Raw genomic sequence first — 21800 nt, forward strand, 5'->3', positions numbered from 1 at the left:
TAGGGTTCGGGTTGTGTCCGTCGCACGCGCCGAACGTCTGGTCAACCTGGTGCTGTGCCTGCTGTCCACCCGGTCCCACCTCACCGCCGAGCGGATTCGCGGCATCGTCCCCGGCTACTCCGACGCGCCCACCGACGAGGCCTTCTTCCGGATGTTCGAGCGGGACAAGACGGAGCTGCGCGAGCTGGGCATCCCGCTGGAGGTCGGGCGCAACTCCGTGTTCGACACCATCGACGGGTACCGGATCGCCCGGCGCGACTACGAGCTCGGGGACATCGAGCTGGAACCGGACGAGGCGGCCGCGGTCGCCCTCGCGGTGCGGCTGTGGGACTCGCCGGAGCTGACCGGTGCCGCGCACGGCGCCCTGCTCAAGCTGCGGGCCGCCGGGGTGGAGGTGGACGAGGCCGCGCCGGCCGTCGTCGAGCCGAAGGTGCGCACCACCGAACCGGCGTTCGGCCCGCTGCTCGCCGCGGTGCAGGCGGCCCAGGTGGTCCGGTTCGACTACCGTCGGCCGAGCCCAGCGGAGCTGCGCACCCGCACGGTCGAGCCGTGGGGCGTGGTGTCCTGGCGGGGCCGGTGGTACCTCGTCGGTCACGACCGGGACCGCGCGGCGCCGCGCTGCTTCCGGATGTCCCGGATCGTCGGCGAGGTGACCGCGATCGGCCGGCCGGGCGCGTTTCGCCGGCCGGAGGAGGGCGTGAACCTGCTCGAGTTCGTCAGCCGGCTCGGCGACGACACGCCCTCGGCCACCACCCCGGTGCGGCTGTGGCTGGCCTGTGGCCGCGCGGCCGGGCTGCGCCGGCGGGCCACCCGGCTCGAGGGTCAGACCATCGACGGCGTCCGGGGCGACGTCGTCGAGCTGGAGCTGTACAACCCGGACTCGGCGGCCGGCTGGATCGCCGGGTTCGGCTCCGACGTGGTGGTGCTCGAGCCCGAGGTGCTGCGCAAGGCGGTCCGGGAACGGCACCTCGCCGTGGCCGGCCGGGAGGCGGAGTGACCTCCGCGGAACGGCTCCCGCGGCTGTTGGCGCTGGTGCCGTACCTGATCGCCCGGCCCGGGATCGCCATCGACGAGGCGGCCGCCGACCTCGGCGTCACGTCCCGGCAGCTGCGCAAGGACCTCGAGCTGCTCTGGATGTGCGGGCTGCCCGGCTACGGTCCGGGCGACCTAATCGACCTGTCCATGGACGAGGACACCGTCACGGTCACCTACGACGCCGGCATGCGCCGCCCGCTGCGGCTGACCGGGGCCGAGGCGACCGCCCTGCTGGTGGCGCTGCGTGCGCTGCTGGACACCCCGGGCATGGTCGACGCGGACGCGGTGCGCCGGGCGGTCGCCAAGATCGAGTCGGCGGCCGGCCGGGCCGAGCCGGCCGGCGTCGCGGTCGGCCTCGGCGTGCGTGAGGGGGTGTCCACCGCGCAGACCCGGCGGGTCGCCCAGGAGGCGCTGCGGTCCGGCCGGGCCATGCTGATCACCTACTACACCGCGTCCCGGGACGAGATCACCGAGCGCACGATCGACCCGATGCGGCTGCTGATCGTGGACGGCCGTGGCTACCTGGAGGCGTGGTGCCGGCGGGCCGAGGGGGTGCGGCTGTTCCGGCTGGATCGGGTGGACGAGGTGAGCGTGCTGGACGAGCCGGCCGCGCCGCCGCCGTTTGCCGAGCAGACCGACGTCTCCGCCGGGATCTTCCGGCCCCGGCCGGAACAGGAGCTGGCCCAGCTCGTGCTCGAGCCGGACGCCCGGTGGATCTCCGAGTACTACCCGGTGGAGCACGTGGAGGAGCTTGACGGTGGGCGGCTGCGGATCCGGATGCGGTTCGCCGACCAGGACTGGATGGTGCGGCTGCTGCTCGGGCACGGCGGCGACGTCGCCGTCGAGTGGCCGGCCAGCCTGGCCGAGGGGCTGCGCGAGCGCGCCCGCCAGGCGCTGCGCCGCAGCGGACACCTGACCGCAACCTGATGCCGGGGCGCGCCACACCGCCGGCTCACCCGGGCGCATTACGGTGAGGCCGTGCAGACCTACCTGTTGATCGGTGCGCCGCTGGTCGCCGGGGTGCTGGTGCTGGCGTTCGGGCTTGGTCGGGTGGCCAGTTCGGCCCGGCGGTTGCGCCGCACCCGCAGTGCCGTGACCGGCCATCTCGCCGACAGGTCCGGCCTGCTCCGGGCACGAATTGCCGCTTGGGGGGTAGCAATCCGGCAACGGCGACGCGTACGAATAGAGGGGGACCTTGCCCGCGTACCATCGGGTGAGCCAGCACAGACAGGAGGACGGCCGTGAACTTGGGACCGTGGGAAATTCTGATCATCGCAGTGGTGATCGTGTTGTTGTTCGGTGCCAGGAAGATGCCGGCGATGGCGCGTTCCCTCGGCCAGTCGATGCGGATCCTCAAGGCCGAGACCAAGGGCATGCGCAACGACGACGACCCGCCGGAGACCACCGAAGAGCCGGCCGTTAAGCCCCAGGCGCAGCTGCCCCAGGCACAGCCGCAGAAGCCGATCGTGGCGCCGCCCATCGAGCAGACCCAGGCGAACAAGAACCTCAGCTGAGAGAAACGGGCGGGGCGGTGGTACGCGACGCGGACACCCGAGCCTCCCGCCGCGAGCAGAAGCGGACCCGTAGCCGTCGGCACAACCCCGACGGCACGATGACGTTACGGGACCACATCTACGAGCTCCGGCACCGGCTCGGCTTGGCAATTCTGTTCATCCTGCTCGGCGGCGTCTTCGGCTTCGTCTGGTTCATGACCAACATCGGCCCGATCCCGTCGCTCGCCGACCTGATCAAGGGCCCGTACTGCCAGCTGCCCACCAGCGTGCGGTTCGAACCGCAGCCGGGCGTGTGTCAGCTGCTGCAGACCAAGCCGTTCGAGGCCTTCCTGATCACCTTCAAGGTGGGCGTCGCGGTGGGGGCGGTGGTCACCGCGCCGCTTTGGCTCTACCAGGTATGGGCGTTCATCACGCCCGGCCTCTACGCCCGCGAGCGCCGGTTCGCCCTGACCTTCGTCGCGGCCGGCTCGGTGCTGTTCCTGCTCGGCGCGCTGCTTGCCTACTTCGTGGTGCCGAAGGGCCTTGAGGTGCTGGTCGGCTTCGGCGGCGACCTGTTCATCACGGCGCTGGCCGGCAACGACTACATCTCGTTCATCCTGGTCATGCTGTTGATCTTCGGCGCCTGCTTCGAGCTGCCGCTGCTGGTGGTGATGCTCAACCTGGCCGGCGTCCTGCCCTACGCCGTGCTCAAGCGCTCGCGCCGGGGCATCCTGTTCGGCGTCTTCGTGTTCGCCGCGTTCGCCACCCCGGGCACCGACCCGATCTCCATGATCGCGCTGGCCGTGGCCATGACCGTGCTGCTGGAACTGGCCATCCAGATCGCCCGCGTCCACGACCGGCGCAAGGCCCGCCGCGAGGCCGCGGAGGACCTCGCCGCCGGTCTGAGCGATGACGAGCCCACCCCGATGAACTACAGTCCGGAGCCTGTCCAGCCGAGCACGGCGTCGGATGTCCGAGCCGGCCTGGACGACGTCACCTAGGCACGACCGGTCGGAGAACGGGTGGGCATACGAGCGGCACTTGCCGTGCACGGCGGTTCCGGGCACGGCGCGGGTGGGCGGCACGCCGCCGAGGTCACCGCGCGGCTGCGTGCCGCGGTGGACCATCTCGAGGTCATCGAGGCGAGCACCGCCGAGGATTCGCAGGCACGGATGGCCGCCGCCCGCGACCGCGGCCTTGACGTGCTGGTGGTGCTCGGCGGCGACGGCTCGGTGCACCTGGGCCTGCAGGTGTGTGCCGGAACCGAGACCGCGCTCGGCGTGATCCCGGCCGGCACCGGCAACGACCTGGTCCGCGCGCTCGGGGCGCCGATGAGCACCCTGCCGGCGACCGACGCCCTGGTGTCCGCGCTGCGCGAGGGCCGTAGGCGGCGGCTGGACCTCGGCCGGATCGACGGCTCCCGGTGGTTCGCCACGGTGCTGTGCGCCGGGTTCGACTCGCTGGTGAACGAACGGGCCAACCGGATGCGCTGGCCGCACGGCCCGCGCCGTTACGACCTGGCCATCATCGCCGAGCTGGCGGCGCTGCGGCCGTACCCGCTGGTGGTGGAGACCACCGGGGAGCGGCTGGAGCTCGAGGCGGTCATGGTGTCGGTCGGCAACACCCCCACCTACGGCGGCGGCATCCCGATCTGCCCGGAGGCCGACACCGCCGACGGGTTGTTCGACGTGACCGTGATCGGCAAGGCCGGCCGGTTGGAGCTGATCCGGATGATTCCGACCGTGCGCCGCGGCCGGCACGTCGGCCACCCGGTGGTGACCACGCTGCGGGCCAAACGGGTGCGGATCGGCGACGACAACGGTTGGATCGCCTACGCCGACGGTGACCGGATGGGCCCGCTGCCGATGGAGATCACCTGCGAACCGGGCGCCGTCACGGTGGTCGGCTGAGCTTCCGGAAGGGGAGCCGATGGCCCTCGAGGTTGGTGTCTCGCTGCCGGTGTTCCTCGACCGCCACGGCTCGGCGCAGCCGGACATCGCCGGCGCCGCCCGGCACGCCGAGGACATCGGCCTGGACGCCGCCTGGTCCGGCGACCACCTCAGCACCGGCGCCCCGTTCGTGGACAGCACGGTCGCACTGACCGCCGCGGCGACCGCCACCGAGCGGATCCGCCTCGGCTACGGCGTCATGCTGATCGCCCTGCGCCATCCCGCCTGGACGGCCAAGCAGGTCGGCTCGCTGCAACTGCTGTCCGGCAACCGGCTTCGGCTCGGGGTCGGGGTCGGCGGGCAGTGGCCGGACGAGTGGGCCGCCGCCGGGGTGCCGACCGCCGCACGCGGTCGGCGCACCGACGCGATCGTGGCGTTGTTACCCGGCCTGCTTGCCGGCGAGCCCACCCGGCTGGCCACCGAGCCGGGCGAGCCGGAGGTGACCCTGGCACCGGGCGTGCCGATGCCGCCGCTGTGGGTCGGCGGCATGTCCGAGGTCGCACTGCGCCGGGCGGTGCGGATCGGGGCCGAGGGCTGGCTTGGCTCGATGGTGCCGCCGTCGGTGATACCGGGCGTCGCGGGCCGGCTCGCCGGGCTGGCCGAGGAGGCCGAGGCCGAGGCCGCCGTCCCGGCCCTCGGCATGATCGTGTTCAGCGAGTTGGTCCCGCGCGGCGGCACCGGCCGGGACGCGGCCGTGAGATACCTCACCCGCAGCTACGGCATGCCGGAGGACTACGCCCGCCAGGTCTCGGTGAGCGGGCCGCCCGAGCTGCTGGCCGAGCGCATCACCGGCTATGCGGAGGCCGGGGTCAGCCACTTCGTGATCGCCACCGTCGGCGCGGGCGTGCGCGACCAGTACGACCTGGTGGCCGAGGCCAGGGCCGCGCTGGACGGGGTTCGGCCGACGGGACCCGGCCGGGTGTGAAAACCTGTTGAGGTGGCCGTCAGCCCTTCTCCGACACCGGCCGAGGCCTACGCGGCGGCGCAGCGACGCGCCGGGATGCCGCGCCTGACCGACTTCGCCGCCGGGCTCGCGTTCGAGCTCGACCCGTTCCAGCAGGAGGCCTGCGCCGCGCTGGAGCACGGGCACGGGGTGCTGGTGTGCGCCCCGACCGGCGCCGGCAAGACCGTGGTCGGCGAGTTCGCCGTGCACCTGGCCCTCGCCGAAGGGCGCAAGTGCTTCTACACGACGCCGATCAAGGCGCTGTCCAACCAGAAGTACGCCGACCTGGTCGCCAGGTACGGTCCGGACACCGTCGGCCTGCTCACCGGTGACACCTCGATCAACGGCAACGCGCCGGTCGTCGTGATGACCACCGAGGTGCTGCGCAACATGCTCTACGCCGGTTCGTCCACTTTGGACGGACTGGGCTACGTGGTGATGGACGAGGTGCACTACCTCGCCGACCGGTTCCGCGGCGCGGTCTGGGAAGAGGTGATCCTGCACCTGCCGGAGTGGGTGCGGCTGGTCAGCCTGTCCGCGACGGTCAGCAACGCCGAGGAGTTCGGCGAGTGGCTGGTCGAGGTGCGCGGCGACACCACGGTGGTGGTGGACGAGCACCGCCCGGTGCCGCTGTGGCAGCACATGCTGCTCGGCGGCCGGATGCTGGACCTGTTCGCCGGGGAGGACACCGACGGCCTTGCCAAGATCAACCCGGAGCTGCTGCGCCGGGCCGACGACGTCGGCCGGCAGCAGCCGGCCTGGCCGGGGCCCCGGCAGCGCGGCCGGCGCCCGGCCCCGCGCGGGTCGCGGTTCCGCCCGCCGTCCCGGGTCGACGTGGTGCAGCGGCTGGATTCGGCCGCGCTGCTGCCGGCCATCGTGTTCGTGTTCAGCCGGGCCGGCTGCGACGCCGCGGTCGGCCAGTGCGCGCGTTCCGGGCTGCGGCTCAACGGCGAGACCGAGGTGACCGAGATTCGGCGCATCGTGGACGGGCGCACCCGGGAGCTGCCCGACGCCGACCTTGGCGTGCTGGGCTACTGGGAGTGGCGGGAGGCGCTGGAGCGCGGGTTCGCCAGCCACCACGCCGGGCTGCTGCCGGCGTTCAAGGAGACCGTCGAGGAGCTGTTCGTCCGCGGCCTGGTCAAGGTCGTCTTCGCCACCGAGACGCTGGCGCTCGGCATCAACATGCCGGCCCGCACGGTCGTGCTGGAACGGCTGGTCAAGTACAACGGCGAGGCGCACGTCGAGTTGACCCCGGGGGAGTACACCCAGCTCACCGGCCGGGCCGGGCGGCGCGGCATCGACGTGGAGGGCCATGCGGTCGTGGTGTGGCAGCCGGGAGTGGACCCGCGCCAGGTCGCCGGGCTCGCCTCGACCCGGACCTATCCGCTGCGCTCGTCCTTCCGGCCCGGCTACAACATGGCGGTCAACCTGGTCGAACGGGTCGGCGTCGAGGCCGCCCGGGAGCTGCTGGAGCAGTCCTTCGCCCAGTTCCAGGCCGACCGCTCGGTGGTCGGTCTGGCTCGCCGGATCGAGCGCAACCGCGAGGCGCTGGCCGGCTACGCCGAGCCGATGACCTGCCACCTCGGCGACTTCGCCGGGTACGCGGCGCTGCGCAAGCAGATCTCCGACCGGGAGAAGTCGCTGGCCAGGCAGAACAACGTGGCCCGGCGGGCGGAGGCGGCCCGCTCGCTCGAGCGGCTGCGCAAGGGTGACGTGATCGCGATTCCGGCCGGCCGGCGCTCGGGCCTGGCCATAGTGGTGGATCCCGGCCTTGACCCGGTCGGCGAGCCGCGCCCGCTGGTGATCACCGAGGACCGCTGGTCCGGCCGGCTGTCGGTGGCCGACTTCCCGGCCCCGGTGGAGCCGCTCGGCCGGGTCAAGTTGCCCAAGCAGGTCGACCTGCGCTCGCCGCGGTCCCGCCGGGACCTGGCGTCCACGCTGCGCAACACCGGCATCGTGGCGCCCGGCCGGACCCGGCGGTCCACGGCGGGCGAGGACGGCGAGCTGGCGGCACTGCGCCGGGCGCTGCGCGCGCACCCGTGCCACGGCTGCACCGACCGGGAGAACCACGCCCGGTGGGCCGAGCGGTACTACCGGCTGCTTGCCGAGACCGAGCAGCTCGAGCAGCGGGTGGCGGCCACCACGCACTCGCTGGCCCGGCAGTTCGACCGGATCCGGGCGCTGCTGTCCGAGCGCGGCTACCTCGCCGCCGGCGCCGTCACCGAGCACGGCCGGGTGCTGGCCCGGCTCTACAGCGAGTCGGACCTGCTCGCCGCCGAATGCCTGCGCCAGGACGTGTGGAGCGCCCTCGGCCCGGCCGAGCTGGCCGCGGTGGTCTCGGCCCTGGTCTACGAGTCGCGCCGGGACGGCCCGGGTGAGGCGCGGGTGCCCGGTGGTCCGGTCGCCGACGCGCTGGCCGTCACCGCGCGGCTGTGGGCCGAGCTGGAAGAGGACGAGCGTCGGCACCGGGTGGAGCGGACCAGGGAGCCGGACGCCGGCTTCGCCTGGACGGTCTACCGGTGGGCGCGCGGGGAGTCGCTGGAGAAGGTGATCGCCGCCGCCGAGTCGGCCGGCAGCGAGTTCTCGGCCGGGGACTTCGTGCGCTGGTGCCGGCAGGTGATCGACCTGCTGGACCAGATCCGGGAGGTGGTCGGCCCGGACCGGCCGGTCGGCGCCGCCGCGGCGAAGGCGGTGCGTGCGATCCGTAGGGGAGTGGTCGCGCTCGGTACCACATGAGTTCCAACCACTTGGCAAAGCTTGCCGGGTCGGGTACAGAAAACCTCGATGGCTGTGGTTGGATCGCGGCGCGGAGAGATGCGTGGGAGATGCGCTCCGTCCCTGTGACGTTGTATGCGGAGGAGAACGATGACCAGCCCGTACGGGCCACCCGGTGGAAACGATCCGCAGCAACAGTGGGGGCAGCAGCCTCAGCCGCAGCCCTACGGCGGCCAACCGCACCCCGGAACGCCGTCCGGCGGATTTCCCGCCCAGGGAACGCCTTCCGGCGGTTTCCCGGCGTCCGGCTACGGCCAGCAGCAACAGCAGCAGCCCTACGGCGGTTACGGCCAGCAGCCCCAGCAGCCCTACGGCGGGTACGGCCAGCAGCAGCAGGCGTACAACCCGTACGGCCAGCCGGGGGGCTACCCGGGCATGCCGGCCAAGCAGAAGAGCAACGCCTGGATCTGGATCGTCGTCGCGATCGTCGTGGTGGCCGCGGGCGCGGTGGTCGTGCTCGGGTTCTTCGCGCCCGGTTTCTTCAACAAGAAGGTGTTCGACGAGAACGCGCTCGAGGGCGACAACGGGGTGCGCAAGGTGCTCACCGCGAGCTACGGCGTGCAGTCCGAGCAGATCGAGAACGTCGACTGCCCGGCGAACCAGGAAGTCAAGCAGGGCAACAAGTTCAGCTGCACGGTGAAGCTCGGCGGGGACAACGGCGGCGACAAGGTCGTGGACATCACCGTGCGCGACAACGACGGCCAGTACGAGGTCGGCGCCCCGCGCGACAAGTAGGAAACCGGGTCGCGCCCGGGGTCGGGTGCTCGGCATCATCGCGTGTTGTGAGCGAGCTTGCGAGGTACCGGCGTGAGTGATTTTGCCGTGCGTGCCGTCGAGGACTCGGAGCTGCGCACCGCTAGCACGGTCTTCCTTGGCTCGCTGCACCAGGCGCCGCTGACCGATGAGAAGTGGGCGTACTGGACCCGCAACTACGAGCCGGGTCGGACCCTGGGTGCCTTCGCCGACGGGCAGATGATCGGCACCGCGCTGGCCTGGTCGTCCAGCCTGACCGTGCCGGGCGGCGCCGCGTTGCCGATGGCCGCGGTGACCGCGGTCGGCGTGCGGGCCGACCACACCCGCCGCGGCGTGCTGACCGAGCTGATGCGCGTCCAACTCGCCGACGCCCGGGACCGCGGCGAGCCGCTGGCCGGCCTGCACGCCAGCGAGGCGGTGATCTACGGCCGGTTCGGCTACGGCCTGGCCGTCCTGTCCCGCAACATCCGGATCACCCGCCGGGATGCCCGGCTGCGCCCGGAGGTGCCGCGGGCCGGGGAGGTCCGGCTGCTCGGCAACGACGAGGCGCTCGGCCGGGTTCAGGCCGGCTACGACCGGGTGCTCGGGTCCCGGCCCGGGGTGATGGGCCGCTCGGCCGGCTGGTGGGTGCTTGCCTACGAGCAGCGCCTGGCCGCACCGGACCAGCACGTGCGGATCGCCGCGCACACCGGGCCGGACGGCGTGGACGGGTTCGCCACCTACGTGGTCGACGGAGCGCCGACGATGGCCGCGGGGGAGAACACCTCGCTGTTCGTCCGGGACTTCCAGGCCGCGAACCAGGCCGCCGCCAACGGCCTGTGGCGCTACCTGCTCGGCGTGGACCTGGTCGAGGAGGTCGTGGCCTTCTCGCGGCCGATGGACGAGCCGCTCGAGGCGATCCTGGTCGACCCGCGCGCGGTCCGGGCCACCTTCCAGGAGGACCTGTGGCTGCGGCTGGTGGACGTGCCGCGCGCGCTGGCCGGGCGAACCTACGGTGCCGCCGAGCCGGTGGTGATCGAGGTGCGGGACCGGTTGCTGCCGGCCAACTCCGGGCGCTACCGAATCGGTCCACACGGGACGGAGCCGACCACCGAACCGGCCGGGCTGGCCATGGACGCCGACGTGCTGGCCATGCTCTACCTGGGCGCCTGGCGGGCCTCGGCACTGGCCGGGACCGGCCGGATCGAGGTGGCCGACGCCGCCGCCCCGGCCCGCGCCGACCGGCTGTTCAGCACCGACGCCGCCCCCTACTGCGGCACCATGTTCTAGTCCGCCACTCCGGAATTAACTGTTGTTGTTACTAGTCCGCCACTCCGGAATTAACTGCTGTTGTTGCGTTCCGGCGAAAAGTGCGGATTACGGGGTGATGGTGGCTGGGTGCCGTCACGGTCCCCTGAGGTTGCGTTGGTTGGCCCGAGACCGCACCCGATGATTCCTAGTTGGCAGGTGGGAGCGCTGCTAGGAGGCGGTCTACTGAGGTGGACAGGTTCCAGCGCTGCTGCAGGTCGCGCACCCGGTCGGGGTCGGCCGGTGCCGCCGGTACCCGGTCGTCGCCGTCGAGCTTGACCGGGGCGTCCACGGCCACCCGGACCACCAGGCCGGCGGCGGCCACGTAACGGTGGTCGTCGGCCAGTGCCGTGCGCCAGCGCAGCGGCACCGGCGAGTCCGCCAGCGCGGCCGCTTCGACCAGGCCCTCGAGCGAGCCGAACCGGGTGATCAGCTTGGCCGCGGTCTTCTCGCCGATCCCGGCGACACCGGGCAGACCGTCGGACGGGTCGCCGCGCAGCGCCGCCATGTCGGCGTAGGCCGGGCCGGCGTTGTCCACCGGCAGGCCGTAGCGGGCGGCCACCTCGGCCGGACCGAGCGTCTGCACCTTGGCCCAGCCGCCGCCGACGTAGACCACGCTGACCGGGGTGGGCTCGGTGCGCACCACCTGGAACAGGTCCCGGTCGCCGGTGATCACCTCGACCGGGTCGGTGCGCTCCCGGGCGGCCAGCGCCCCGATCACGTCGTCGGCCTCGTAGCCCTCGGCCTCGGCGGTGGCCAGGCCCATCGCGTCCAGCAGGTCCAGGATGATCGGGATCTGCGGGGTGAGGGTGTCCGGCACCTCCTCGATGTTCGCCTTCGGATCGGCCACCCGGTGGGTCTTGTAGGAGGGCAGCGCGGCCACCCGGAACGCCGGCCGCCAGTCCGCGTCCAGGCAGGCCACCAGCCGGGACGGCCGGCGGTCGGTCAGGATCCGGGCGATCGAGTCGGCGAACCCGCGCACCGCGTTGACCGGGGTGCCGTCCGGGGCGGTCATGGAGTCGGGCAGGGCGTAGTAGGCGCGGAAGTACAGGCTGGCCGCGTCCAGTAGCGCGAGGGGACCACTCACGAACCGAAGCCTTTCACACCCGGCCGACACCCGGGCCCGGCGGCGGCGTGCGTCGCCGGTGCTGGATGATCCGGGCCGGATGGCGGATTCGGACTAGGCTGACCGGCATGTCCACGACTGTTTCGGGGGTGGATCCGGCGGTCCTGCGGGCGCGCCTCGATCGGGCCCGGTCGGCGGCGGCGGATGCCGGAGTCGACGCCCTGCTCATTCCGCCCGGCTCGGATCTGCGCTACCTGATCGGTGGTTCCGGCACCTCGTTCGAGCGGCTGACCTGTCTGGTGCTTCCGGCCGGGGACCGCCCGCCGGTGCTCGTGCTGCCCAAGCTGGAAGCGCCCGGCTACGCGGCGATCCCGTTCGACGACCTGGGCCTCGAGGCGAGCGCCTGGGTGGACGGCGAGGACCCGTATGCCTTGGTGGCCGGGATGCTCGGCCGGCCGACCGTGGTCGCGTTGGGCGACGTGATGCCGGCGTTGCACGTGCTCGGCCTGCGCGGCGCGGTGCCGGGCGCCGAGCAGCGGCTGGCCGGGCCGGTGCTGCGCGAGCTGCGGATGCGCAAGGACGCCACCGAGATCGCCGCGCTGCGCGAGGCCGGGGCCGCGATCGACCGGGTGCACGCCCGGATGTCCGAGTTCCTCCGCGCCGGGCGCACCGAGGCCGAGGTGGGCGCGGACATCGCCGCCGCGATCGTGGCCGAGGGTCACGTGCGCGCCGAGTTCGTGATCGTCGGCTCCGGGCCGAACGGGGCCAGCCCGCATCACGCGGTGTCCGACCGGGTGATCGAGGCGGGCGACGTCGTGGTGATCGACATCGGCGGGCCGGTGGCCGGCGGGTACAACTCCGACTCCACCCGCACGTTCGCGGTGGGGGAGCCGCGCGACGCCGACGTCCCGGCCACCTACGCGGTGCTGCGGGACGCGCAGCGGGCGGCCGTGGCGGCGGTCCGCCCGGGGGTGCCCGCGCAGCATGTGGACGGCGTGGCCAGGGCGATCATCTCCGACGCCGGGTTCGGCAAGTACTTCATCCACCGCACCGGGCACGGCATCGGGCTGGACGTGCACGAGGACCCGTACATCGTCAGCGGCAACGACCTGGCGCTCGAACCGGGCATGGCGTTCAGCGTTGAGCCCGGGATCTACCTGCCCGGCCGGTGGGGCGCGCGGATCGAGGACATCGTGGTGGTGACGCAGGACGGGGTCGAGTCGCTGAACAACCGTCCGCACGAGCTGGTGGTGTTGCCCGGGTGAGCGAGCGTGCGAGCGAACCGTTGGGCACCGCGCCTGCGCCGAGCCTGCGCGGCGGCGGGGTCGGGCAGCTCCGAGCATGCGAGGAGAGGCCTTGAGCGAGGAGTTGGAGCCGATCGACCGGGCCATCGCCCGCGAGCTGGCCGGCGACGGGCGGTGCAGTTTCACGGACCTGGCCGAGCGGGTCGGGCTCAGCGTGTCCGCGGTGCACCAGCGGGTGCGGCGGTTGGAGCAGCGCGGGGTGATCAAGGGCTACGCGGCCCGGTTGAGCGCCGACGCGGTGGGCTTGCCGCTCACCGCGCTGATCTCGCTGACCCCGATCGACCCGGCGGTCCCGGACGACTACCCGCACCGGCTCGAGCACATCCGGGAGATCGAGTCCTGCTACTCGGTGGCCGGCGACGAGTCCTACGTGCTGCTGGTCCGGGTGGCCTCACCGGCGGTCCTCGAGGATCTGCTGCGGCGCATCCGCGAGGCCGCCAAGGTCTCCACCCGCACCACGGTCGTGTTATCCACTCCGTTCGAGGGCCGCATCCCCGCCCTGTAGCTGGGGGACATCGACCCCAAGCGCGGCAAGGGGTTGCGAGCCGGCCGGCCGGATCCGCACCGACCGGTCCGGTGCCCGGTCCAGCCAGCCGGCGGCAACGGCACGGTTGAGCAGCGCGGCCGGGATCGCGCCGGCCAGGTGCTCACGCCGCTCCGTCCAATCCAGACAGTCACGCAGCAGCGGCCGGCCGTTCGGTGCCGGCTCCGCGACGCCGAGCCGGTCCAGCGTCCGCCGGCCGGCGGCGGTGATCGTCAGCCCGGAGCTGGTGTCGATCAGGCCCAGCCGCAGCATTCCCTCGCGCAGCCGCACGCCGAGCCGGCCGGCCAGGTGGTCGTAGCAGGTCCGCGCCACCGCGAGCCGGCGGGCGCGCAGCGACGCCCGCAGCCCGGCCGGCGGCGGCGGCCCGGTCTGCCCGGACAGCCGCTCGATCAGCTCGGCCACCCGGGGATCGGCGATCCGGACGTAGCGGTGCCGCCCCTGCCGCACCGACTGCACGAACCCGGCGGCCGCCAGCCGTCCGACGTGCTCGCTGCCGGTGGACGGCGCGATGCCCGCCACCCGGGCCAACTCACCCACCGTCCAGGCCCGCCCGTCGATCAACGCCAGGCACATCGCCGCCCGGGCCGGCTCGGCGAGCACCGCCGCCACCTCGGCCAACGCCACATGTTCCATGCCCGCACGCTAACCGACGAACGCGTCGGCGCCGGCCGAACCATGGCCGGTGGCTCGGTCAACGCCGATCAGCGGATCCGGCGTACCGACAGGCGAAACAGCGCGAACGCCAGCCGGGGATCGCGGTCGGCGAGGGCGCCGAGCGCGGCGCGCAGCGCGTGCAATCGGGTGGTCACGTGCAACTGGGCCGCGCGGGCGGCGGTGGTCCAGCCGTGCGCGCGCAGCTTGGCCGCGGTCGCGGCGTAGTACCGCTGCTCCTCGGTGAACCGGGCCAGGCTCTTGGCGTGCTGGGAGGAATGGCTGGCCTGGTGCCGCCGGTAGCGGAAGGCCGGCGTCGGGTCCAGCACCAGGGTGCCGCCGCCGAGCAGCATGTCGACCACCCAGGCCAGGTCGGCGATCGAGGCGAACTCGCCCATCGGTTCCGCCCGCGGCACCACGTCCGTGCGGAAGCACATCGCCGGGCAGTACAACCAGTTGCCGCGCATCAGGCTGCGCACCGCGGCCGGCCCGGCCAACTCGCCCGTGCGCCAGGCCGACCGGCTCATCAACCGCTTGATCCGGTCCACCAGGCTGTCGGTCAGTGCGCCGTCGGCGTCGACCACGGTGACCCAGGGATGCACCATGATCGCGTTCGGATGGCGCTCGAAGGCGCGCAGCATGGTCTCGACGTAGTTGGGCTCGAGCGCGTCGTCGGCACCCATCGCCGTGACATATTTCAGCCGGCCCTGCGTCATGCAGCGGCACATGTTGCCTGAGGTGCCCAGGTTCCGCTCGTTCTGCACCCACTCGATCCGCGGATCGCCGAGTTCGGCGACGTAGTCCCGGGCCGCGGTTCCCGGGTACCGGTCGTCCACGATGGTCAGTCGCCAGTCGTCACAGGTCTGCTTGCGGACGCTCTCGATCAACTCGAACAGGTACCGGGGTTCGAGGTAGTACGCGACGACGATGTGGACACACATCCGGTCCGGCCGTCCTTTCAGGTGTCAACTTGCTGGGGCGTCGACTCTAACGTACGGTGCCCGAATGATTACGCCGGGTGGTGAAGACGAGGGGAGGGGCGAACCGGTGATTCCCGTGATCCGGCCTTGGCTCGACGATGCGGAAGCCGATGCCGCCGGCGAGGTGATCCGCTCGGGCTGGGTGGCGCAGGGCCCGAAGGTGGCCGAGTTCGAGGCGGAGTTCGCCATGGCGATGGCGAGTGGGCACGGCGTGGCGCTGTCGTCGTGCACGACCGCGTTGCACCTGGCCCTGCACCTGCTTGGCGTCGGGCCGGGCGATGAGGTCGTGGTGCCGTCGCTGTCGTTCATCGCCACCGCGAACGCGGTGCGCCATGCGGGCGCCATTCCGGTGTTCGCCGACGTGGACCCGTCGACCGGCGACGTCACCGCCGCCACCGTGGACGCCGTGCTGACCCCGCACACGGTCGCGGTGATCGCGGTGCACCAGGGCGGCGTGCCGTTCGACGCGGACGCGCTGGACGTGCTGTGCGCCCGGCGCGGGCTCGCCCTCGTGCACGACGCCGCCGGCGCGGCCGGTGCCACCTACCGGGGCCGGCCGGTCGGCGCCGGCGCGGACCTGGTCGGCTGGTCGTTCCATCCGCGCAAGCTGCTCACCACCGGCGAGGGCGGCATGCTCACCACGAGCAGCGCGGAGTGGGCGGCGCGGGCCCGGCGGCTGCGCGAGCACGGGATGAACGTTTCGGCGGCCGACCGGCACCGGTCCGACACCGTGCTGCTGGAAAGCTATGAGGAGGTCGGCTTCAACTACCGGATGACCGACATCCAGGCCGCGGTCGGGTTGGTCCAGTTGGCCCGGCTGCCCGAACTGGTCGCGCGGCGCCGCGAGCTCGCCGAGCGTTACCACAAGCTGTTGACCGATCTCGACGGTGTGCGCCCGGTCGCCGACCCGGACTACGGGACCACCAACTACCAGTCGTTCTGGGTGGTCCTGCCGGACGACTACCGGGGCACCCAGCTGGATGTGCTCGCCGGGTTGCGGCGCCGGGGCGTCTCCGCCCGGCGCGGAGTGATGGCCGCGCATCTGGAACCGGCCTACGCCGGCACCCCGGCGGAGTTGCCGGTGACCGAGCACCTCACCCGGCGGTCGGTGATCCTGCCGCTGTTCCACCAGATGACCGAGGGCGAGCAGGACACGGTGGTCACCGCGCTCGCCGAGACGCTGCGGGAGGGAGGCCGATGACCGCGCGGCCGCTGCTGATCGTCGGTGCCGGCGGGCTGTCCCGGGAGACCCTGTCCGCGGTCGAGGCGGTCAACTCCGTCAGTCCACAGTGGACCATGTTGGGCTTCCTTGACGACGATCCGGCGCTGCACGGCCGGTACGTGCAGCGCCGGCCCGTGCTCGGACCGCTCGACCTGGTGCACGACCATCCCGACGCCGCGGTGGTGATGACCATCGCGAGCATCCACAACCCCGGCACCCGCAGGCGCATCGTGCAGCGGCTGGCCCTGCCCGCCGAGCGGTACGCCACCATCGTGCACCCCGCGGCGAGCGTGGCCGCCGGCGCCGAGGTGGGCCCCGGCTCGGTGTTCCTCGCCGGCAGCGTGGTCACCGCCCCCCAGGTGATCGGGTCGCACGTGGTGGTCATGCCGAACACCACCATCACCCACGACGACCACATCCACGACTACGTGATGTTCGCCAGCGGCGTGCTGGTCTCCGGCTTCGTCACCGTCTGCGAGAGCGCCTATCTCGGTACCGGCGCGATGATCCGCGAACGCCTCACCATCGGCGCCGAGGCCCTCGTCGGCATGGGCGCGGTCGTCCTCAACGACGTTCCGCCCGGTGAGGTCTGGGTCGGCAACCCGGCTCGCCACCTCCGCACCGCCCACCGCCCCAACCACTTCGTCGCCTGACTCGATCCCTCGCTATCGCGCGACGTGATGGATGGCGATGAGACCAGGCCGGCTCAGCTCCGACAGGCGCTCCTCCAACGCGGTCAGTTGTGCGGGCGTGGTCTCGGCAACAGCGCGGATGTCCCAGCGTTCCCGGCCGCGTACGAAGGCCAGCGAACCCCAGTAGACACCGATCGTGCACAGGACGGCACCGAGCCACAGCAGGATGCTGACCGGAGTCAAGCCCTCGGCGGTCCAGTGCAGTACCAGCGCCATCGTGGCCAGGACCAGTGCGACACCGGCCATCGTGGCGTGGGGGAGGGTGACCCACGGGCTCCAGGTGCGCCACCAGGCGAGCAGCGGCTGCGTGGCGGAGGTGGTCATCGTCGCCAGGGCGCCGCGGATGGCGCTCAGCGCGACGAGGGCCTCGCGCTGGCGGCGCAGTGGCAGCGGCGCCGGCCAGGTGTCGAGGCGCTGCTTGAGGTCAACCAAGGCTTTCCGCACCCAGATCGGTGTCGGACTGACCGGGGCATGCGGCCAGTCCGGCGTGCTTTCCTGGTTGCGCAGCCAGAACAGGCCCATCAGCGCCAGGAAGCTGATCGACACCGCCATCGTGAGCATGACCGCCGTGGAGCTGAGGCCGGTCCCCACCACCGCCATGAGGGCGACCTGGCACATCGACACCAGGGCCACGCCGAGGCCGAACACCACGTAGGCCCGATTGGGGGTCCGCACGAGACGCTCGTCCATCCAGGCCACCGGGCGCCGAAGGGCGTACGCGCCCGCCGCGACGACCAGGATCACGAGGAGGTAGAACAGCATGGCTCCGGCCAGGACCGCGGTGACCATGGCGGGCGGCAGTTCCGGGAGCGGTACCGACTCGGTCACGGCGGCGAACGCACCGAGCACGGCGGAGGCCAGGAACAACATCAGGGCCGTGAGGAGACGGCTGCGATCGGGGAGCGGCCGCACCGGCGTCACGTGGTCCGGCACGTCCGGAGCCACGATCAGGTCGATCTCGGCGATGGCGGCGGTGATGCCGTCGGCAAGGGAACCAAAACGAAGGTTGATCGCCTGGGCGTCGGCGAGGGCCCGAATCGTCGGCGGGAGCTGATCACGCCCGGGCAGTCGGGCGCCGTCGAGGACCACGGGCACCAGACGGATACCCGTCGCGATGGCCGTGGCGATCTCTTCGTGCACCCAGTCCGGGTGCCGGTCGGCTCTGGCTTCGAGGTCCGCCAGCCAGCCGGCGTGGATAACCACCACGAGCACCGCGGCTTCGGAAAGGCGCACCCGCAATGCCGCGGGGTAGGGATCGCCCGGGCGCAGCGTCGTGTCGAAGTACACCGCGTCCCGGCCGAGATGGGTGCTCAGCCGGTCGGCAAGGGACTCGACCAGGAGCGCGTGCGGCAGCAGTTCGCCGTTGGCGTCCCGCTGCCGGTAGCTGATGAAGACCTTGTCACTCATCAGGGTCCCCCGAAGGCGGGCGGAAGATCAACGGGCCGAGCTTCGCCTGCCACTCGGTCAACTCGCCGATCCACCGGCGCACCTCCCAGCGGTCGCCGTAGAAGTGGGCGACCACCATGACGGCGGTGAAGATCACGGCCGCCAGGACGGTCACGGCGATCAACCGGAACGGCCCGGCCGGAACGGAATCCTGGCGTAGCACCAGACCAAGGGCGAAGCCGTCCAGTGCGAGGATGCTCATCAGCCAGCCCAGCCAGGCGGTCACCCAACCTGAGTACCCGGTCCCGATCCACCGGCGCAGCGACACGCCGGCCCTGGTTTTCAGCTCCATTCGGACCTCGGCGAGGTCCAGGTAGATCGACACCGCTTTGCGCTGGATCGCCCGGGACCGTGCTCCTCGCCAGTCCGGTTCGGTCGTCAACTTGTGGTGCAACCGGTGCGCCGCCCGCCGGAACATGATCGATTCGGTGGTCACGAGCGGCGGCCATGCGTTCTGCCGGGTGCCGTGATGGCGCATGGTTCGATGGAGGAAGTACAGCGCGATGATGCCCAACGCGACGACGGCCCACACTTCCCATTCGTGCAGCCGGCGGTCTTTGCCGGGCCAGGTCTTGACCATGCCGTAGGCAATAGGGAGGACTCCGAGGGCCGGCAGGATCCACGTTCTGTGCACGAACTCCCGGGTCGGCATTGTTTGCCAGTTGATGTCCATCCGGTATGTCCAGCGTTTGATCGGGATCAACGCCGACACGAGTATCGACGAGCCGGCCAGTGCCATGGTCGATATGAACGCGGCATAGCCGAACCATTCCCAAACCTGTTGGTCCTCCGCCGGATCGTCGGAGACCAGAATGAGGGTCAGGAGAAACAATCCGGTGGCCCATGCGGCGATCCGGCGCCCCACCCGTCGGGGCCGGGGGACCGTCCGGGGCGGAGGCGGCTCAGTGGTCGGCTCGATGTGTCGCTCGAGCAGCCGAACCAGATCACCGACATCGGCCGGAAACTCCGCCCCGCGAAGGCGTGCGGCCTGGCGGACCGTCAGTTCCGCGATGTCCTCTGGCAACTGATCCCGCCGCGGCGGGTCGGCCTGCTCCAGCAGTACCGGCACCACGGGTATGCGCTTTTCCAGCGCGGTGGCGATCTCGTACCGTACCCAGTCGGTGTCTCGCGGCCGGTCGAACTCGTCGGTCCAACCGTCGTGGATCACGGCGACCAGCGCGTTGCTGTCCAGCAACCGCGCACGCAGTTCGTCGGGATACCGGGTACCGGGCGTCATCTGGGTGTCGCAGAAAACCTGGCCGCGTCCAAAATAATGACGCAGCCGGTCGGCGAGCGCGCCAACGGCCACCGAGTGCGTCCCGTTCCGGTAGCTAATGAAGATTCCACCCATATCTGTCTCTCGAATGCCGGAGCTTGATTCATCGGCCGTTGTTCACTATTTTCAGCCTGTGGCTGACGAACCTGGCATCACCCCCGTGCTCGACGAAATCAGAACCGAGCTGACCGGCCTGCACGAGCAGAGCAGGTTCCTGAACGGCGTCATCGACCGGCTGCACGCCGAGAACGAGCGGCTGCGCCGGGCCGAAGCGCAGAGCGCCGTGCAGCCCGCCCTCCGTGAGCTGATCAAACTGGCGGACGACTGGCGCAGCAGGGCGGTCGCGGTCGGTGCGGACCCCGCCCAGGCGCGGCTGTGCGGCGAGGTGGTCGAGGACGTGACGATGATCCTCGAACGGCAGGGCGTCGAGCAGTTCCACGCCGACGCGGGCCTGGAGTTCGACCGGCAGCAACACCGCGCGGTCGGCACGCAGCCGACCGCTGACCAGGCGTTGGACGGGATCATCGCCGAGCCCCGCCGGCCCGGATACCGGGGCGACGGCCGGGTGGTGCGGTTCGCCGAGGTCGTGGTGTTCAAGTTCGCCGCCGGCTAGACGACGACCGACGCGGTGACCAGCGAGGCGATCAGCCACAGCACCAAGGCGATCGTGACCAGGATGCCGATCACCAGCAGGGCCATCGCGACCTTCCGCCCGGTGACGACCGACTGGGGAATCTCGTCGTTCATATCGGTGCCTTCCGGTTCAACAGCCACAGCAGCGGTGCGGCCGGGTCGTCGTTGGCCACCGGGCCGTTCACGGTCTCACCCGGGACCACCTCGCGTGCATCCCGGTAGCTCACGACGAAGTACGACACGGCCGCGAACTGATTGTCCATAGAGGACAGCAGGTCACGCTGCCCGGCGTCGGTCAGCCAGTCGCGCACGGCCTTGTCCCGCTCGGACCGGGTCGAGTGCGCCCGGCCGGCGTACGGGTGGGGCGCTCCCGACGGCTCCAGCAGGGCGTCGGCCTTGGTCAACACGACGGCGACCGGTGCCTTCATCCGATCCGCGGCGCGCCACTGGTTGTGTTCGCGCAGCGCCTCGACGAACCGCTCCAGCGAATCCTTCGGCGGCGTGTTCGACGCGCTGACCCGGCCGAGTACCGCGCGGTCGGTCTCGGAGCGCACCTGGCGCAGCGAGAAGGGATCGATGATGAACACGACCCCCTTGGTGTGTTTGAGGAACTGCGACTCCGCGAGCTCGTCGGCGCTCTCCACGGCTTCGCCGGCCGGGTCGTAGAGGTACAGCAGCCGGCGGGACCGGCTGCCCTCCGCGCCGACATAGACGTTGTAGGCCTTCGGTCTCGGGTTCACGGTCTTGATCGATCTGCGCGGATCGTCGGTGACCCCGCGCTGCAGGTTGCGCTCGAACTCGTTTTTCGCCCCCTCGTCGGCGAACTCGAAACCGTCACCCCGCAGCATCAGCCGGCTCATCGCGGTCTGCATGAATACCGACTTGCCCGCGGTCGGACCCGCGATCACCGGAATGTGGACGGTCGGGGCGGTGAGCCCCTTGATCGGCAACTGGGCCCGGCACTCCGAGCACTGCGCCGGCAGCTTTGCCTTGCCGTTCGCGAGCAGGGTGGGCAGCACCGTGTGGCATCGGCAGGTGCGGCGCAGCACGCCAGGCAGTCCCGGTAACAGGTGCCGGTGCTCGGCATGGCAGTTCGGGCAGCGGTAGATCGGCCGGGTGGCGCGCACGTGGCAGGTGCCGCACTCGATCGTGATGCCCCGGACGAACAGCACGGTCAGCTCGATCAGTCGCGAGCCGCCCGCGGTGGCGACGGCGCCCACGACCAGCAGCCCCAGCAGCACCGCGAAGATCACCGAGACGACGGCGACGAAGCCGACCGCCCCGATGGCGCCCAACCACAGGCCGAAGCAGATCACCGCGGCGCCGGAATAGGCGACCACCGCGGGCAGTTCGGAGTGCCTCGCCCAGGTCCACACCCTGGTCACGAAGGACACCGTGACGGTGTGGGTGGACTCGTCCCGCCTGCCCTCAATGATCTTCGCCCAGACCTGCCGGAACGTCGTGCTGAGCACCCTGCGGTAATCGAGCAGCACCGGGCCGGCGTAGTAGCTCCGGTAAGCCGGGTCCGGCCCGTCCGGCGACGGTGCCGGCGGTGCGATGCGGAGGTGGGCGATCGGGCCGTGCGGTGCGAATCCCGCGATCGCGGCGGCGACGTACTCGACGATCGCCACGACGAGGGACACCAGGATCGCCACGATCAGCAGGGGGCCCAAGACGTACCGGACCACCAGGATCACGACGTAGATCACGAGGAAGATCCCGAGCAAGAAGCCGATGAGATAGAACATTTT

Annotated in this window: 22 protein-coding genes; 15 read left to right on the top strand and 7 right to left on the bottom strand. The window is 71.6% G+C overall.

Features of this window, described 5'->3' with window-relative positions; genetic code table 11:
• The first annotated feature begins 13 nt into the window (after positions 1–13).
• The 10 genes from VFV67_RS29670 to VFV67_RS29715 all read left to right on the top strand — a co-directional run bounded on the left by VFV67_RS29670 (position 14) and on the right by VFV67_RS29715 (position 10217).
• Positions 14–997 (top strand): helix-turn-helix transcriptional regulator, encoded by a 984-nt coding sequence (locus VFV67_RS29670; protein WP_326473982.1) that lies wholly within the window; start codon positions 14–16, stop codon positions 995–997.
• Positions 994–1962: a helix-turn-helix transcriptional regulator gene (locus tag VFV67_RS29675; protein ID WP_326473983.1), complete on the top strand. Its 969-nt coding sequence runs from the start codon at positions 994–996 to the stop codon at positions 1960–1962. The genes VFV67_RS29670 and VFV67_RS29675 overlap by 4 nt, the downstream gene beginning before the upstream one ends.
• A gap of 51 nt (positions 1963–2013) precedes the next feature.
• On the top strand, positions 2014–2280 hold the full coding sequence (locus VFV67_RS29680; RefSeq protein ID WP_326473984.1) for a bacteriophage holin: 267 nt from the start codon (positions 2014–2016) through the stop codon (positions 2278–2280).
• Positions 2277–2549 carry a Sec-independent protein translocase subunit TatA gene (tatA, locus tag VFV67_RS29685; protein ID WP_326473985.1) on the top strand — a complete coding sequence of 91 codons (273 nt, stop codon included), beginning with the start codon at positions 2277–2279 and terminating at the stop codon, positions 2547–2549. Before VFV67_RS29680 ends, tatA begins: the two co-directional genes overlap by 4 nt.
• A gap of 98 nt (positions 2550–2647) precedes the next feature.
• Positions 2648–3529: a twin-arginine translocase subunit TatC gene (tatC, locus tag VFV67_RS29690; RefSeq protein ID WP_326473986.1), complete on the top strand. Its 882-nt coding sequence runs from the start codon at positions 2648–2650 to the stop codon at positions 3527–3529.
• 21 nt (positions 3530–3550) lie between these two features.
• Entirely contained in the window at positions 3551–4438 is an 888-nt protein-coding gene (locus VFV67_RS29695) for a YegS/Rv2252/BmrU family lipid kinase (protein ID WP_326473987.1), read from the top strand.
• Positions 4439–4457: 19 nt separating this feature from the next.
• Complete coding sequence (locus VFV67_RS29700) at positions 4458–5402, top strand: LLM class flavin-dependent oxidoreductase (RefSeq protein WP_326473988.1); 945 nt, start codon at positions 4458–4460, stop codon at positions 5400–5402.
• Positions 5403–5414: 12 nt separating this feature from the next.
• Positions 5415–8156 carry a DEAD/DEAH box helicase gene (locus VFV67_RS29705; protein ID WP_326473989.1) on the top strand — a complete coding sequence of 914 codons (2742 nt, stop codon included), beginning with the start codon at positions 5415–5417 and terminating at the stop codon, positions 8154–8156.
• Between the two features lie 129 nt (positions 8157–8285).
• A complete protein-coding gene (locus VFV67_RS29710; RefSeq protein WP_326473990.1) occupies positions 8286–8930 on the top strand; it encodes a DUF4333 domain-containing protein in 645 nt (214 codons plus the stop codon).
• A gap of 72 nt (positions 8931–9002) precedes the next feature.
• Positions 9003–10217 carry a GNAT family N-acetyltransferase gene (locus VFV67_RS29715; protein ID WP_326473991.1) on the top strand — a complete coding sequence of 405 codons (1215 nt, stop codon included), beginning with the start codon at positions 9003–9005 and terminating at the stop codon, positions 10215–10217.
• Positions 10218–10383: 166 nt separating this feature from the next.
• Here the strand turns inward: VFV67_RS29715 and VFV67_RS29720 are convergent, their stop codons facing one another.
• Positions 10384–11322 carry a 5'-3' exonuclease gene (locus VFV67_RS29720; protein ID WP_326473992.1) on the bottom strand — a complete coding sequence of 313 codons (939 nt, stop codon included), beginning with the start codon at positions 11320–11322 and terminating at the stop codon, positions 10384–10386.
• A gap of 107 nt (positions 11323–11429) precedes the next feature.
• Between VFV67_RS29720 and VFV67_RS29725 the strand changes: the two genes are divergently transcribed.
• Both VFV67_RS29725 and VFV67_RS29730 read left to right on the top strand, forming a co-directional pair.
• The gene (locus VFV67_RS29725; protein ID WP_326473993.1) at positions 11430–12566 is read left to right on the top strand and encodes a Xaa-Pro peptidase family protein; all 1137 of its coding nucleotides are present in this window, start codon (positions 11430–11432) and stop codon (positions 12564–12566) included.
• Between the two features lie 76 nt (positions 12567–12642).
• Positions 12643–13110 (top strand): Lrp/AsnC family transcriptional regulator, encoded by a 468-nt coding sequence (locus VFV67_RS29730; RefSeq protein WP_326473994.1) that lies wholly within the window; start codon positions 12643–12645, stop codon positions 13108–13110.
• On the opposite strand, the gene VFV67_RS29735 is transcribed toward VFV67_RS29730, so the two are convergent.
• Positions 13072–13782, bottom strand: coding sequence for a helix-turn-helix domain-containing protein (locus VFV67_RS29735; RefSeq protein ID WP_326473995.1), 711 nt, complete (start codon positions 13780–13782; stop codon positions 13072–13074). The two genes, VFV67_RS29730 and VFV67_RS29735, sit on opposite strands and share 39 nt — an antisense overlap.
• A 68-nt stretch (positions 13783–13850) precedes the next feature.
• Positions 13851–14741 (bottom strand): glycosyltransferase family 2 protein, encoded by an 891-nt coding sequence (locus VFV67_RS29740; protein ID WP_326473996.1) that lies wholly within the window; start codon positions 14739–14741, stop codon positions 13851–13853.
• 115 nt (positions 14742–14856) lie between these two features.
• On the opposite strand from VFV67_RS29740, the gene VFV67_RS29745 reads away from it, so the two are divergent.
• Positions 14857–15981 carry a DegT/DnrJ/EryC1/StrS family aminotransferase gene (locus VFV67_RS29745; RefSeq protein WP_326473997.1) on the top strand — a complete coding sequence of 375 codons (1125 nt, stop codon included), beginning with the start codon at positions 14857–14859 and terminating at the stop codon, positions 15979–15981.
• Positions 15978–16655, top strand: coding sequence for an acetyltransferase (locus VFV67_RS29750; RefSeq protein ID WP_326473998.1), 678 nt, complete (start codon positions 15978–15980; stop codon positions 16653–16655). The genes VFV67_RS29745 and VFV67_RS29750 overlap by 4 nt, the downstream gene beginning before the upstream one ends.
• 12 nt (positions 16656–16667) lie before the next feature.
• On the opposite strand, the gene VFV67_RS29755 is transcribed toward VFV67_RS29750, so the two are convergent.
• The gene (locus tag VFV67_RS29755; RefSeq protein ID WP_326473999.1) at positions 16668–18101 is read right to left on the bottom strand and encodes a toll/interleukin-1 receptor domain-containing protein; all 1434 of its coding nucleotides are present in this window, start codon (positions 18099–18101) and stop codon (positions 16668–16670) included.
• Entirely contained in the window at positions 18094–19491 is a 1398-nt protein-coding gene (locus VFV67_RS29760) for a toll/interleukin-1 receptor domain-containing protein (protein ID WP_326474000.1), read from the bottom strand. Before VFV67_RS29760 ends, VFV67_RS29755 begins: the two co-directional genes overlap by 8 nt.
• A gap of 58 nt (positions 19492–19549) precedes the next feature.
• Between VFV67_RS29760 and VFV67_RS29765 the strand changes: the two genes are divergently transcribed.
• On the top strand, positions 19550–20029 hold the full coding sequence (locus tag VFV67_RS29765; protein WP_326474001.1) for a nucleotide exchange factor GrpE: 480 nt from the start codon (positions 19550–19552) through the stop codon (positions 20027–20029).
• Here the strand turns inward: VFV67_RS29765 and VFV67_RS29770 are convergent.
• Both VFV67_RS29770 and VFV67_RS29775 read right to left on the bottom strand, forming a co-directional pair.
• A complete protein-coding gene (locus VFV67_RS29770) occupies positions 20026–20163 on the bottom strand; it encodes a hypothetical protein (protein WP_326474002.1) in 138 nt (45 codons plus the stop codon). The two genes, VFV67_RS29765 and VFV67_RS29770, sit on opposite strands and share 4 nt — an antisense overlap.
• Positions 20160–21797 (bottom strand): TRAFAC clade GTPase domain-containing protein, encoded by a 1638-nt coding sequence (locus tag VFV67_RS29775; RefSeq protein WP_326474003.1) that lies wholly within the window; start codon positions 21795–21797, stop codon positions 20160–20162. Before VFV67_RS29775 ends, VFV67_RS29770 begins: the two co-directional genes overlap by 4 nt.
• Between the last annotated feature and the right edge of the window lie 3 nt (positions 21798–21800).

Origin of the sequence: Actinophytocola sp. (genome assembly GCF_035762905.1) — a bacterium.
In the GTDB taxonomy this organism is placed as follows: Bacteria; Actinomycetota; Actinomycetes; order Mycobacteriales; family Pseudonocardiaceae; genus DASYTH01.